The 12,875-nt window shown below is 68.4% G+C and carries 23 protein-coding genes; 1 reads left to right on the forward strand and 22 read right to left on the reverse strand.

All coding sequences use genetic code 11. The features are described 5' to 3' along the window. From BMW99_RS18610 to rpsJ, 22 genes are all read right to left on the reverse strand, one after another. On the reverse strand, positions 1–492 hold a 492-nt coding region (locus BMW99_RS18610; RefSeq protein ID WP_407640301.1), incomplete at its 3' end, for a preprotein translocase subunit SecY. 222 nt (positions 493–714) lie between these two features. After that, complete coding sequence (gene rplO / locus BMW99_RS18615; RefSeq protein WP_069462142.1) at positions 715–1,167, reverse strand: 50S ribosomal protein L15; 453 nt, start codon at positions 1,165–1,167, stop codon at positions 715–717. Between the two features lie 2 nt (positions 1,168–1,169). Then, positions 1,170–1,352, reverse strand: coding sequence for a 50S ribosomal protein L30 (gene rpmD / locus BMW99_RS18620; protein ID WP_037912396.1), 183 nt, complete (start codon positions 1,350–1,352; stop codon positions 1,170–1,172). Next, the gene (rpsE, locus tag BMW99_RS18625) at positions 1,352–1,957 is read right to left on the reverse strand and encodes a 30S ribosomal protein S5 (protein ID WP_031524774.1); all 606 of its coding nucleotides are present in this window, start codon (positions 1,955–1,957) and stop codon (positions 1,352–1,354) included. Before rpsE ends, rpmD begins: the two co-directional genes overlap by 1 nt. 67 nt (positions 1,958–2,024) lie before the next feature. Then, a complete protein-coding gene (rplR, locus tag BMW99_RS18630; protein ID WP_069462143.1) occupies positions 2,025–2,408 on the reverse strand; it encodes a 50S ribosomal protein L18 in 384 nt (127 codons plus the stop codon). A 2-nt stretch (positions 2,409–2,410) separates the two neighbouring features. Next, positions 2,411–2,950, reverse strand: a complete 540-nt coding sequence (gene rplF / locus BMW99_RS18635; RefSeq protein WP_069462144.1) for a 50S ribosomal protein L6 — start codon at positions 2,948–2,950, stop codon at positions 2,411–2,413. 21 nt (positions 2,951–2,971) lie between these two features. Next, on the reverse strand, positions 2,972–3,370 hold the full coding sequence (gene rpsH, locus BMW99_RS18640; RefSeq protein WP_069462145.1) for a 30S ribosomal protein S8: 399 nt from the start codon (positions 3,368–3,370) through the stop codon (positions 2,972–2,974). A gap of 206 nt (positions 3,371–3,576) precedes the next feature. Next, on the reverse strand, positions 3,577–3,762 hold the full coding sequence (locus BMW99_RS18645; RefSeq protein ID WP_030890724.1) for a type Z 30S ribosomal protein S14: 186 nt from the start codon (positions 3,760–3,762) through the stop codon (positions 3,577–3,579). 3 nt (positions 3,763–3,765) lie between these two features. After that, entirely contained in the window at positions 3,766–4,326 is a 561-nt protein-coding gene (rplE, locus tag BMW99_RS18650; RefSeq protein WP_069462146.1) for a 50S ribosomal protein L5, read from the reverse strand. Beyond that, entirely contained in the window at positions 4,326–4,649 is a 324-nt protein-coding gene (gene rplX / locus BMW99_RS18655; protein ID WP_069462147.1) for a 50S ribosomal protein L24, read from the reverse strand. Before rplX ends, rplE begins: the two co-directional genes overlap by 1 nt. Positions 4,650–4,652: 3 nt before the next feature. Continuing rightward, positions 4,653–5,021: a 50S ribosomal protein L14 gene (gene rplN, locus BMW99_RS18660; protein WP_069462148.1), complete on the reverse strand. Its 369-nt coding sequence runs from the start codon at positions 5,019–5,021 to the stop codon at positions 4,653–4,655. 109 nt (positions 5,022–5,130) lie between these two features. Further along, the gene (gene rpsQ / locus BMW99_RS18665) at positions 5,131–5,415 is read right to left on the reverse strand and encodes a 30S ribosomal protein S17 (protein WP_069462149.1); all 285 of its coding nucleotides are present in this window, start codon (positions 5,413–5,415) and stop codon (positions 5,131–5,133) included. Then, entirely contained in the window at positions 5,415–5,639 is a 225-nt protein-coding gene (gene rpmC, locus BMW99_RS18670) for a 50S ribosomal protein L29 (protein ID WP_069462150.1), read from the reverse strand. The genes rpsQ and rpmC overlap by 1 nt, the downstream gene beginning before the upstream one ends. Then, a complete protein-coding gene (gene rplP, locus BMW99_RS18675) occupies positions 5,639–6,058 on the reverse strand; it encodes a 50S ribosomal protein L16 (RefSeq protein WP_069462151.1) in 420 nt (139 codons plus the stop codon). Before rplP ends, rpmC begins: the two co-directional genes overlap by 1 nt. Positions 6,059–6,065: 7 nt before the next feature. Then, positions 6,066–6,896 (reverse strand): 30S ribosomal protein S3, encoded by an 831-nt coding sequence (rpsC, locus tag BMW99_RS18680; protein WP_069462152.1) that lies wholly within the window; start codon positions 6,894–6,896, stop codon positions 6,066–6,068. Then, complete coding sequence (gene rplV / locus BMW99_RS18685) at positions 6,896–7,243, reverse strand: 50S ribosomal protein L22 (protein ID WP_069462153.1); 348 nt, start codon at positions 7,241–7,243, stop codon at positions 6,896–6,898. The genes rpsC and rplV overlap by 1 nt, the downstream gene beginning before the upstream one ends. Positions 7,244–7,301: 58 nt before the next feature. Continuing rightward, positions 7,302–7,583 carry a 30S ribosomal protein S19 gene (gene rpsS / locus BMW99_RS18690; RefSeq protein WP_014054167.1) on the reverse strand — a complete coding sequence of 94 codons (282 nt, stop codon included), beginning with the start codon at positions 7,581–7,583 and terminating at the stop codon, positions 7,302–7,304. A 12-nt stretch (positions 7,584–7,595) separates the two neighbouring features. Further along, positions 7,596–8,432, reverse strand: coding sequence for a 50S ribosomal protein L2 (rplB, locus tag BMW99_RS18695; RefSeq protein ID WP_069462154.1), 837 nt, complete (start codon positions 8,430–8,432; stop codon positions 7,596–7,598). 47 nt (positions 8,433–8,479) lie between these two features. Next, positions 8,480–8,806, reverse strand: coding sequence for a 50S ribosomal protein L23 (rplW, locus tag BMW99_RS18700; RefSeq protein WP_069462155.1), 327 nt, complete (start codon positions 8,804–8,806; stop codon positions 8,480–8,482). Continuing rightward, positions 8,806–9,462, reverse strand: a complete 657-nt coding sequence (gene rplD / locus BMW99_RS18705; RefSeq protein ID WP_069462156.1) for a 50S ribosomal protein L4 — start codon at positions 9,460–9,462, stop codon at positions 8,806–8,808. The genes rplW and rplD overlap by 1 nt, the downstream gene beginning before the upstream one ends. Before the next feature lie 4 nt (positions 9,463–9,466). After that, a complete protein-coding gene (gene rplC, locus BMW99_RS18710) occupies positions 9,467–10,111 on the reverse strand; it encodes a 50S ribosomal protein L3 (RefSeq protein WP_069462157.1) in 645 nt (214 codons plus the stop codon). An 18-nt stretch (positions 10,112–10,129) separates the two neighbouring features. Next, positions 10,130–10,438, reverse strand: a complete 309-nt coding sequence (rpsJ, locus tag BMW99_RS18715) for a 30S ribosomal protein S10 (RefSeq protein WP_014144312.1) — start codon at positions 10,436–10,438, stop codon at positions 10,130–10,132. 575 nt (positions 10,439–11,013) lie between these two features. Between rpsJ and BMW99_RS18720 the strand changes: the two genes are divergently transcribed. Further along, positions 11,014–12,864 (forward strand): PIG-L family deacetylase, encoded by a 1,851-nt coding sequence (locus BMW99_RS18720; RefSeq protein WP_075017188.1) that lies wholly within the window; start codon positions 11,014–11,016, stop codon positions 12,862–12,864. Positions 12,865–12,875: the final 11 nt, after the last annotated feature.

The raw sequence follows: 12,875 nt of genomic DNA on the forward strand, positions 1-12,875 counted from the left end.
GACCATCGTGATGGTGGTGAAGATCGACTGGTTCGGCACGATCTGCGAGGCCTGCGTGCAGTTCGAGAACAGGCTGCCGGAACGGGCGGTGGCCACCAGGCCGGTGCCCTGGAGCACGGCGAGCGCGACGGTCAGGTACCGCGTGTACTGCGTGATCTTCGTGGTGCCGGCCTGCCCCTCCTTCTTGAGGGCCTCCAGGCGCGGGATCACCACCGTGAGCAGCTGCAGGATGATGCTCGCCGTGATGTACGGCATGATCCCGAGCGCGAAGATGGTCAGCTGCAGCAGCGCGCCGCCGCTGAACATGTTCACCAGGCCGAAGAGGCTGTTGTTGCCCTTCGTGTCCTTGATGCACTCATTGACCACGGTGTAGTCGATACCTGGCACCGGCACATGCGCGCCGAGCCGGTAGACCACCACGATGCTCAGCGTGAAGAGCAGCTTCTTGCGCAGGTCGGGCGTCCTGAACGCCCGGGCGAACGCGGTGAGCACGGTGCCTCCTGCACCCCCCGCGCCACGGCGGAAGGACGGTCTGATGAGGGTTCGGAAAAGAGCAGCGTTGGCCACCTTACCGGCGCGGTACCCCCACTGAGAATGACCAGCCGGGCAGCAATAGCACGGCAGGGTTCACAGTGAGGACATAAGCACACCGGTAAAGCGCCGGAACGGGGATGCCCGTGCTGCTGGGCATCCCCGTTCGATGTGACACAGACCTCAGACGAGCTCGGTCACGCTGCCGCCGGCGGCGGCGATCTTCTCCTTGGCGGAGCCGGAGACCGCGTCAACGGTCACCTGCAGCGCCACGGAGACCTCGCCGGTGCCGAGCACCTTGACGAGCTGGTTCTTGCGCACGGCACCCTTGGCGACCAGGTCGGCCACGGTGACCTCACCACCCTCGGGGTAGAGGGAGGCGAGCTTGTCCAGGTTGACGACCTGGTACTCGGTGCGGAACGGGTTCTTGAAGCCCTTGAGCTTCGGGAGACGCATGTGGAGGGGCATCTGCCCACCCTCGAAGCGCTCCGGAACCTGGTAGCGGGCCTTGGTGCCCTTGGTGCCACGACCGGCCGTCTTGCCCTTGGACGCCTCACCACGACCCACGCGGGTCTTGGCGGTCTTGGCGCCGGGGGCCGGACGGAGGTTGTGGATCTTGATCGGGTTGTCACCCATGATCAGTCGACCTCCTCGACCGTGACGAGGTGGCGGACGGTGTGGACCATGCCGCGGATCTCCGGGCGGTCCTCCTTGACCACCACGTCGTTCAGCCGCTTCAGGCCGAGCGAACGCAGGGTGTCACGGTGGTTCTGCTTGCTGCCGATGTAGGACTTCGTCTGCGTGACCTTCAGGCGCGCCATCACACACCAACCCCGGCACGTGCGCGCAGCAGGGCCGCCGGCGCGACGTCCTCGATCGGCAGACCGCGGCGGGCGGCGATCTCCTCGGGCCGCTGAAGGCCCTGGAGAGCGGCCACCGTGGCGTGCACGATGTTGATCGCGTTGTCCGAGCCGAGGCTCTTGGACAGCACGTCGTGGATGCCCGCGCACTCCAGCACGGCACGCACCGGGCCACCGGCGATCACACCGGTACCGGGGGAAGCCGGCTTGAGCAGGACGACGCCCGCGGCCTTCTCGCCCTGGATGGGGTGCGGGATGGTGCCCTGGATACGGGGGACCTTGAAGAAGTGCTTCTTGGCCTCCTCCACACCCTTGGCGATGGCGGCCGGCACCTCCTTGGCCTTGCCGTAACCGACACCGACGGTGCCGTCACCGTCGCCCACCACGACCAGCGCGGTGAAGCTGAAGCGACGACCACCCTTCACAACCTTGGCGACGCGATTGATCGCGACGACCCGCTCGACGTAGGCGGTCTTCTCGGCCTGCTGGCCGCCGTCCCGCCTGTCCTTACGGTCCCGTCGCTCGCCGCCACCGGCACCGCTTCCGCGGCGCTGGGGTCCAGCCATTGGAATTACCTCTCTTCGTTTTCCGCTAGCTGCGCAGCGAAACTCAGTCGCTGGCGCGACGGGCGGCTCAGAACTTCAGGCCGGCTTCACGGGCGGCGTCCGCGAGGGCGGCGATGCGCCCCGCGTACTGGTTGCCGCCGCGGTCGAACACGACCGCCTCGACGCCCTTGGCCTTGGCACGCTCGGCCACGAGCTGGCCGACCTGCTTCGCCTTGGCGCTCTTGTCGCCTTCGCCGCCGCGGATGGACGTGTCGAGGGTCGACGCCGACGCGAGCGTGTGGCCCGCGAGGTCGTCGATGACCTGCGCCGTGATACCGCGGTTGGACCGCGTCACCACGAGGCGCGGACGCTCCGAGGTGCCGGAGATCCGCTTGCGGACCCGGATGTGCCGGCGCTTGAGCGCGGCACCCTTGTACGCCTTGCCCTTGGCGATCTTCACACCGTATGCCATGGCTACTTACCAGCCTTTCCGACCTTGCGGCGGATGACCTCGCCGGCGTACTTGACGCCCTTGGCCTTGTACGGGTCGGGCTTCCGCAGCTTGCGGATGTTGGCCGCCACCTCGCCGACCTTCTGCTTGTCGATGCCCTCGACCGAGAACTTGGTCGGGGACTCGACCTTGAAGGAGATCCCCTCAGGGGCCTCGACGAGGATCGGGTGGCTGTAGCCCAGGGCGAACTCCAGGTTGGAGCCCTTCGCCTGGACGCGGTAGCCGACACCGCTGATCTCCAGTGCCTTGCTGTAGCCCGCGGTCACGCCGGTGATCATGTTCGCCACCAGCGTGCGGGACAGGCCGTGGAGGGCCTTCGAAACACGCTCGTCGTTGGGACGCGTGACGTGCAGCGTGCCGTCCTCGCCCTTCGCGATCTCGATCGGCGCGGCGACGGTGTGGGTGAGGGAGCCCTTGGGGCCCTTCACCGCGACCGTCCGGCCGTCGATGGTGACGTCCACTCCGGCGGGAACCGAGATGGGCAGCTTGCCGATGCGCGACATTGCTATACCTCGCTTTCCCGGTTACCAGACGTAGGCGAGGACTTCCCCACCCACGCCCTTCTTCTGCGCCTGCTGGCCGGTGAGCAGACCGTGGGACGTGGAGATGATCGCCACGCCCAGGCCGCCGAGCACCTTCGGCAGGTTGGTGGACTTTGCGTAGACCCGCAGACCCGGCTTGCTGATCCGCTTGATGCCGGCGATCGAGCGCTCACGGTTCGGGCCGAACTTCAGCTCGAGGACGAGGTTCTTGCCGACCTCGGCTTCCTCGACCTTCCAGCCGGTGATGTAGCCCTCCTGCTGGAGGATCTCCGCGATGTGCGACTTGATCTTGCTGAACGGCATCGACACGTCGTCGTGGTACGCCGAGTTCGCGTTACGCAGACGGGTCAGCATGTCTGCGATGGGGTCGGTCATGGTCATGTGTTGGCCTTGGGCCTCTCTCGCCGGGGTTTCCTGGTGCGCCATCCCTCTCCCCCAGCACGTGGGGACGGGTGCGGTGCGGTGGACCTACGGCGTAGTAAGTCGGTGCGGGCGGCGAGCGCCCAACCCCTCTACCTTACGGGAGGAAGAGTGGAGCTCTCGCCGTCCAGCTGCTTACCGAGAGTCCTGGAATCCGAACGCGCGGATTACCAGGAGCTCTTGGTCACGCCCGGCAGCTCGCCGCGGTGAGCCATCTCACGAAGGCACACGCGGCACAGGCCGAACTTGCGGTACACGGAGTGCGGCCGGCCGCAGCGCTGGCAGCGGTTGTACGCGCGCACAGCGAACTTGGGCTTGCGAGCGGCCTTGGCAATGAGAGCCTTCTTCGCCACGGCTCACGCCTCCTTGAACGGGAAGCCGAGGTGACGAAGGAGCGCACGGCCCTCAGCGTCGTTGGTCGCCGTGGTGACCACGGTGATGTCCATACCCCGGACGCGGTCGATCTTGTCCTGGTCGATCTCGTGGAACATGACCTGCTCCGTGAGACCGAAGGTGTAGTTGCCCCGGCCGTCGAACTGCTTGGGGGACAGACCACGGAAGTCGCGGATGCGCGGCAGCGCGAGCGACAGCAGACGGTCCAGGAACTCCCACATGCGGTCACCGCGGAGGGTGACGTGGGCACCGATCGGCTGGCCCTCACGCAGCTTGAACTGCGCGATGGACTTGCGGGCCTTGGTGACCTGCGGCTTCTGGCCGGTGATCGTGGCGAGGTCGCGGATGGCGCCCTCGATCAGCTTGGAGTCGCGGGCGGCGTCGCCCACACCCATGTTGACCACGATCTTGGTGAGACCGGGGATCTGCATGACGTTCTCGTACTTGAACTCGTCACGCAGCTTGCCCGCGATCTCCTCGCGGTAGCGCGTCTTGAGACGCGGTGCCGTAGTGGTGGCAGTCATCAGATGTCCTCACCGGTCCGCTTGGCAACGCGGATCTTGTTGCCCTCGTCGTCGAAGCGGTAGCCGACGCGGGTCACGACCTTCTTGCCGTCCTTCTCAACAACCAGCTGCACGTTGCTGACGTGGATCGGCGCCTCGGTGGTGATGATGCCGCCGGTCTTGGAACCGCGGTCGGTCTGGCCGGCCTTGGTGTGCTTCTTGACCCGGTTGACACCCTCGACGAGGACACGGTCCAGCGTGGGGTAGGCCACGATGACCTTGCCCTGCTTGCCCTTGTCCTTACCGGTGATGACCTGGACCAGGTCGCCCTTCTTGATCTTCATCGGTTACAGCACCTCCGGCGCGAGCGAGACGATCTTCATGAACTTCTTCTCGCGCAGCTCACGGCCGACCGGGCCGAAGATACGGGTGCCACGCGGGTCGCCATCGTTCTTGAGGATGACGGCCGCGTTCTCGTCGAAGCGGATGTACGAGCCGTCGGCACGGCGGCGCTCCTTGACGGTGCGCACGACGACAGCCTTGACGACCTCGCCCTTCTTCACGTTGCCACCGGGGATCGCGTCCTTGACGGTGGCGACGATGACGTCACCGATGCCCGCGTAGCGGCGACCGGAGCCACCGAGAACACGGATGCAAAGGATCTCCTTGGCACCAGTGTTGTCGGCGACGCGAAGTCGCGACTCCTGCTGGATCACGTCTTTCTCCTGTGTGTCGCGTCGGTTCCCGGCGGGGGCGCGTCTCCACGCCCCCGCCGAGCCTGACGGAACGGTCCTGAGCGGACACCCGCTCAGGGATTACTGGGCCTTACTTGGCCTTCTCGAGGATCTCCACGACGCGCCAGCGCTTCGTCGCCGAGAGCGGCCGGGTCTCCATCAGGAGGACGCGGTCGCCGATGCCGGCGGCGTTCTGCTCGTCGTGCGCCTTGAGCTTGTTGGTGCGCCGGATGACCTTGCCGTACAGGGCGTGCTTCACACGATCCTCGACGGCGACCACGACGGTCTTGTCCATCTTGTCGCTCACCACGAGGCCCTCACGGGTCTTGCGGAAGCCGCGCTGCTCGGTCGTCTCAGTCACATTCTTCTCGCTCATCAGGCGCTCTCCACCGTCTCGATGCCCAGCTCGCGCTCACGCATCAGGGTGTAGATCCGGGCGATGTCCTTGCGGACGGTCTTGAGCCGGGTGTTGTTCTCCAGCTGTCCGGTGGCCGCCTGGAAACGGAGGTTGAACAGCTCCTCCTTGGCCTCACGCAGCTTGCCGACGAGCTCCTCGTCGCCCAGCTGGCGCAGCTCGGTCGCCTTGGTACCGGCCGCCATCACAGCTCACCTGCCTCGCGCCGCACGATGCGGCACTTCATCGGAAGCTTGTGCGCGGCGCGGGTGAGCGCCTCACGAGCAACCTTCTCGTTCGGGAAAGACAGCTCGAACATCACCCGACCGGGCTTGACGTTCGCGATCCACCACTCCGGCGAACCCTTACCGGAACCCATGCGGGTCTCGGCGGGCTTCTTGGTCAGCGGGCGGTCCGGGTAGATGTTGATCCAGACCTTGCCGCCACGCTTGATGTGACGGGTGATGGAGATACGAGCGGACTCGATCTGCCGGTTCGTCACGTAGGCGGGCGTGACGGCCTGCAGGCCGTACTCGCCGAACGCCAGCTCCGTGCCGCCCTTGGCCATGCCGTCGCGCTTCGGGTGGTGCTGCTTGCGGTGCTTGACCCTGCGGGGGATCAGCATGGGTTACTCAGCCTTCCGTTCCGGGGGTCTCCGCAGCCGGGGCCTCGACGGTGGCGGTCGCCTCGGCCTTGGGGGCCTGGGCACCTTCCGTCTGAGGACGACGGCCACGGCCACCGCGCTCGCCACCGCGGCGCTGCGGACGCTCGTTGCCCCCACCGCGGGCCGGGCGGTTGCCGGCACGGGCGGCGGCGTTGTCAGCGCGGACCTCGGCGATGTTCTTGACGTCGCCCTTGTAGATCCAGACCTTCACACCGATCCGGCCGAAGGTGGTCTTGGCCTCGAAGAAGCCGTAGTCCACGTTCGCGCGCAGGGTGTGCAGCGGAACCCGACCCTCGCGGTAGAACTCCGAGCGGGACATCTCGGCGCCGCCGAGACGGCCACCGCACTGGATCTTGATGCCCTTGGCGCCGGCCTTCAGCGTGCCCTGCATGCTCTTGCGCATGGCACGGCGGAAGGAGACACGGGAGGACAGCTGCTCGGCGACGGCCTGGGCCACCAGCTGGGCGTCCATCTCCGGGTTCTTGACCTCGAGGATGTTCAGCTGGACCTGCTTGCCGGTCAGCTTCTCCAGGTCACCGCGGATACGGTCGGCCTCCGCGCCGCGACGGCCGATGACGATGCCCGGCCGGGCGGTGTGGATGTCGACGCGGACGCGGTCACGGGTGCGCTCGATCTCCACCTTGGAGATGCCGGCCCGCTCCATGCCCTGCGTCATCATCCGGCGGATGGCGACGTCTTCCTTGACGTAGTCCTTGTACAGCTTGTCGGCGTACCAGCGGGACTTGAAGTCCGTGGTCACACCGAGCCGGAACCCGTACGGGTTAACCTTCTGGCCCATTACCGGGTCCCTTCCTTGCTGGCGACGACCACGGTGATGTGGCTGGTCCGCTTGCGGATCCGGTAGGCACGGCCCTGGGCGCGCGGCCGGAACCGCTTCAGGGTCGGACCCTCGTCCACGAATGCCTCGGTCACGTACAGAGACTCGGCGTCCGTGTGGTCGTAGTTGTGCGCGGCGTTGGCAATGGCGCTGTCCAGCACCTTGCCCACCGGCACGCTCGCGGCCTGCGGCGTGAAACGCAGGACCGCCTGAGCCTCCGTGGCGTTCATGCCACGGATGAGGTCCACCACGCGGCGGGCCTTCATGGGCGTGACGCGGATGTACCGCGCCTGGGCCCTGGCTTCCATGGTTGTCCCTTCAGTGTCTGACTGTGTCGTCGAAGTCGGCACGCTTGATCTCGTTCGATCAGCGACGGCGCGACTTGCGGTCGTCCTTCTCGTGGCCGCGGAAGGTGCGGGTCGGCGCAAACTCGCCGAGCTTGTGGCCGACCATCGACTCAGTGACAAACACCGGGACGTGCTTACGGCCGTCGTGCACCGCGATCGTGTGGCCGAGCATGGCCGGGACGATCATCGAGCGGCGGGACCAGGTCTTGATGACGTTCTTGGTGCCTGCTTCGTTCTGGACATCCACCTTCTTGCTCAGGTGGTCGTCGACGAAGGGCCCCTTCTTGAGACTGCGCGGCATCTACACCCGCTCCTAGCGCTTCTTGTTCGTCTTGCGGCGGCGGACGATGTACTTGCTGCTCGCCTTCTTGGGAGAGCGCGTACGGCCCTCCTTCTGGCCCCACGGCGAGACCGGGTGGCGACCACCGGAGGTCTTGCCTTCACCACCACCGTGCGGGTGGTCCACCGGGTTCATGGCGACACCGCGGACGGTCGGGCGGACGCCCTTCCACCGCATGCGGCCGGCCTTGCCCCAGTTGATGTTCGACTGCTCGGCGTTGCCGACCTCACCGATCGTGGCGCGGCAGCGGACGTCGACCATCCGGACCTCGCCGGACGGCATGCGAAGGGTGGCCATGGTGCCTTCCTTCGCCAGCAGCTGCACGGAAGCGCCCGCGGAGCGGGAGATCTTCGCGCCGCCACCGGGCCGCAGCTCGATCGCGTGGATCGTGGTACCGACCGGGATGTTGCGCAGCGGCAGGTTGTTGCCCGGCTTGATGTCGGCGTTGGGGCCGTTCTCGATCCGGTCACCCTGCTGCAGGCGGGCCGGCGCGAGGATGTAGCGCTTCTCGCCGTCCGCGTAGTGCAGCAGCGCGATGCGCGCGGTGCGGTTGGGGTCGTACTCGATGTGCGCGACCTTGGCGGGCACGCCGTCCTTGTCGTGCCGACGGAAGTCGATGACACGGTAGGCGCGCTTGTGGCCACCGCCCTGGTGGCGGACGGTCACACGACCGGCGTTGTTACGGCCGCCCTTGCTGTGCAGCGGGCGGACCAGCGACTTCTCCGGCGTGGACCGCGTGATCTCGACGAAGTCGGCGACGCTGGAGCCACGACGGCCCGGGGTCGTCGGCTTGTACTTGCGGATACCCATTTCTCAGTCCTCGGAATATTCCGGACTTCGACTCGATCCGGTCCCCGTTAGGAGACCGGACCGCCGAAGATGTCGATGCGGTCGCCCTCGGCAAGGGTCACGATGGCGCGCTTGGTGTTGGCACGCTTGCCGAAACCGGTGCGGGTGCGCTTGCGCTTGCCCTGCCGGTTGATCGTGTTGACCCCGGTGACCTTGACCTGGAAGACCGCCTCGACGGCCTGCTTGATCTGGGTCTTGTTGGCGCGCGGGTCGACGACGAACGTGTACTTGTTCTCGTCCAGCAGCGCGTAGCTCTTCTCGGAGACCACCGGCTTGACCAGGAGGTCGCGCGGGTCCGTGAAGGTCTTGCTGGTGATCGCGGTCTGCTCGGCCATCAGGCGTCGCTCCCTTCGGTCTCGGCGGCGCCGTTACCGACACCGACGAACCGCTCGAAGGCGGCCTGGGTGAAGACCACGTCATCCGAGACGAGCACGTCGTACGTGTTCAGCTGGCCGGCGTCCAGGATGTGCACCTGGGGCAGGTTGCGGGCGGACAGCCACGCGGCCTCGTCGGCACGCTCGACGACCAGGAGCAGGTTCTTGCGCTCGCTGATCTTGCCGAACAGGGTCTTCGCGGACTTCGTGGAGGGGTTCTCACCCTCGACGACGCCGGTGACCACGTGGATGCGGTTGTGGCGCGCCCGGTCGGTGAGGGCACCGCGCAGGGCGGCGGCCTTCATCTTCTTGGGCGTCCGCTGCGAGTAGTCGCGCGGCACGGGGCCGTGCACGACGCCACCGCCGGCGAACTGCGGCGCACGGGTCGAACCCTGGCGCGCGCGGCCGGTGCCCTTCTGGCGGTACGGCTTCTTGCCACCACCGCGGACCTCGCCACGCGTCTTGACCTTGTGCGTGCCCTGACGGGCGGCGGCCAGCTGCGCGACGACGACCTGGTGGATCAGCGGGATGCTGACCTTCGCGTCGAAGATCTCGCCCGGGAGCTCAAGGGTCCCGGCCTTGTCGCCGGCGGGCGACAGAATGTCAATGGTGCTCATATCCTCAGGCCCCCTTGGCCGCGGTGCGGACCAGGACGAGGCCGCCGTTCGGACCGGGAACCGCGCCCTTGATGAGCAGCAGACCCTTCTCCGCGTCAACGGCGTGAACGGTCAGATTCTGGGTGGTGACCCGCTCGTTGCCCATGCGGCCCGCCATGCGGAGGCCCTTGAACACGCGACCCGGGGTGGCGCAACCGCCGATGGAGCCCGGGGAGCGGTGCTTGCGCTGGACACCGTGTCCGGCGCCGAGGCCACGGAAGTTGTGGCGCTTCATGACACCGGCGAAGCCCTTGCCCTTGCTCTTGCCGGTGACGTCGACCTTGACGCCCGCCTCGAACACCGAAGCGGTGATCTCCTGGCCGAGCGAGTAGTCGCCGGCGTCGGCGGTACGCAGCTCCACCAGGTGGCGGCGCGGGGTGACGTCGGCCTTGGCGAAGTGGCCCTTGAGGGGCTTGTTCACCTTGCGCGGGTCGATCTCGCCGAAGGCGATCTGGACCGACTCGTAGCCGTCGATGTCGTTGGTACGCACCTGGGTCACGACGTTGGGGCCGGCCTTGACGACGGTCACCGGGACGACACGGTTGTTCTCGTCCCAGACCTGCGTCATGCCGAGCTTCTCGCCCAGGATGCCCTTGATCTGCTTAGCCATCTCTCAGATCACCGGCCCTCAGAGCTTGATCTCGATGTCAACGCCGGCCGGAAGGTCCAGGCGCATCAGCGAGTCGACGGTCTTGGGGGTCGGGTCGAGGATGTCGATCAGACGCTTGTGCGTGCGCATCTCGAAGTGCTCGCGCGAGTCCTTGTACTTGTGCGGCGACTTGATGACGCAGTACACGTTCTTCTCAGTGGGCAGCGGCACCGGGCCCGCGACCTGTGCACCAGTGCGGGTCACCGTCTCGACGATCTTCTTCGCCGAGGAGTCGATGACCTCGTGGTCATAGGCCTTGAGCCGGATGCGGATCTTCTGTCCCGCCATGGCTACTCCGTAGTCCTTGTCTCTATCCGCTCTTGGCATCCGCTTCCCCGACCCACGCGGTCGGGCGTGTCGCGCCCCTCGCACATAGTTGCCCGCACGCACGCATGCCGGATCACCCTGCACCAGGGGGTTGCGTGGGAGAGATTCCCACCGGATGCCTGATCGGAGCCGCACTGACGCTTCCCGGAAGATTCCCGTACGTCCGCCCCAGCGCTGCCCCGCAGGGCAGATAGGGCGACGAGTACTGTGGGACTCGCTTCCGGTCCTCCCGACGGGAGGCGCGCAGCATCGGCGCTCGACCGAGCAACTTGGCTAGTGTGCCATATGGGACATGGCCCACGCCAATCGAGCCCGGCAGCATACCCCTCCCCCCACCGCCGTCAAACCCGCGACCCGCCTGACGTCCGCCAACTGACCGGCGGCGCACGGCAACCCGGGCATCCGCGGACCCCCCGCAGACAACCCGCAGCCCACCCGCCGTCCGCCCGCGCCCGGCTCACGGCCCCTGGGCAGGGCCGACACGAATCACATCCGCCGGAGGGAACTCTTCCGCCCGCGGTGCACTCAGACGGCGTGTGAACGACACTCCACCGAGGCCGCCGTCCCGGCGCGCTCTGCTGGGTGCCGCGGGGGTGACCGCGGCCGGTGCCGCGCTGGCCGGCTGCGGGCCGAGCCACCCGCGGCCCAGGACGCCCGCGGCCCCCGCCGTCGCCCAGGCCTACCGCACCGGCGACGCGCCGCTGGTCATGCAGTTCCTCGCCCACCCGGACGACGACCTGTACTTCATGAACCCCGACACCCTGCACACGCTGCAGTCCGGGGTCCCCCTGGTGTCCGTGTACGTCACCGGCGGCGAGTCCACCGGCGTCAACCACGAGCCGGACGGCCGGCACTCCCACGTCCACGACCTGGCCGCCTACTCCTCCGCCCGCCACCAGGGCCTGCGCCAGGCCTACGCCACCATGCTCGGGCTGCCGCACTTCACCCCCTGGCACCGCGAGGTGATCAGCCTGCTGCCCTCCTCCGGCGGCCCCTACGCCGAGGTCGACACCCTCTCGAACGGCCGCGCCCACGCGACGCTGGTGTTCCTCCAGGTGTCGATGCACGAGACCGGCGGCTGGAACGCGAGCCTGCCGCTGATGTGGGACAAGCCCGGCATCACCCTGCGCTACGTGGTCGCCGAGGGCGCCCCCTCCCCCGCCGACCAGCCGGCCGTCTGGACCCACGACAGCCTGGTCACCGCGCTCGCCGGGCTGCTCGGCCACTTCCGGCCCACCCTGATACGCACCCTGGACCCGGACCCCGACATCCAGGTCCACGACGCCACCCACCCCAAGAACAGCGACCAGCCCGGCTTCTCCGACCACCGCGACCACACCGCGACCGCGCTCTTCACCTGGAAGGCGATACGCCGCTGGGCCGCCACCGCGGCCGCCGGCACCTCCGGCGCCGTGGGGGCCGTCGGGGCCGACACCGCCCCCGGCGCCGGCCGCGGCCGCGCCGCGGCCCTCCCCGCCTTCCGCACCGCGGTCTACCGCGGCTACTACAACCAGCGCTGGCCGTTCAACCTGCCGCCGGCCACCGTCGCCCTCAAGGGCCGGCTGCTCTTCCAGTACGGCGGCGACGCGAACTGGGCCTGCGGCAACCCCGGCGGCTGCGGCGACTACGGGCAGGGCCGCAACCAGCCGCTGACCAACCCCAAGGGCTGGGTGCGCTCCACGCACCGCCGCTACCCCGGCACCCCGCCGTCCGCCGTGGTCGGCACGCCCGGCCGGCGCATCTCCTACGAGGTCCTCGGCAGCGGCGTGGCCCGCCGCGCCGAGACCCGCCCCGGCGTCTGGGGCGCCCCGCGGGACCTGGGCGGCGGGCAGCTGGCGCCGGCGCTGAGCGCCCTGCCGCGGCCCGGCGGCGACGCCTGGCTGTTCGCGCTGCGGTTCACCGAGATCGAGGGCCACGGCGGCCCGAACACCCGTGACGTGGTGCTCTGGCGGGACGGCCGCTGGACGTCGCTGGGCAGCCCCGAGCACGGCGACCGGTGCCGGCGGGTCGGTGCGCCGGTGGCCCTGGCCACGGCCGACGGCCGGGTGCACGTGTTCGTCCGCAACGCCGCCAAGGGCCTGAGCACGCGGGTGCTGGACACCACCGGCTGGGGCCCCTGGCAGAACCTGGGCGGCGGCGAGGTCCAGGAGGGCCTGGCCGCGCTCACCGACCGGGCCGGCCGCGTCCACGTCTTCGCCGCGGGCCGCGACACCATCCACCACTGGGCGCAGACCACGCCCGGCGGCCCCGTCGTCGCCCGGCCCGGCACCGGCCTGCCGCGCCCCGGCGACTACCCGACCGCGGTCCCCACCCCCGACGGCGCCATCGCCGTCAGCTACCCGCGCCCGGCGAGCGCGCGGACGGTCCAGGCCCGGATCTCCGTCTGACTCCCCCCGTG

Source organism: Actinacidiphila rubida (assembly GCF_900110255.1).
GTDB lineage: Bacteria > Actinomycetota > Actinomycetes > Streptomycetales > Streptomycetaceae > Actinacidiphila > Actinacidiphila rubida.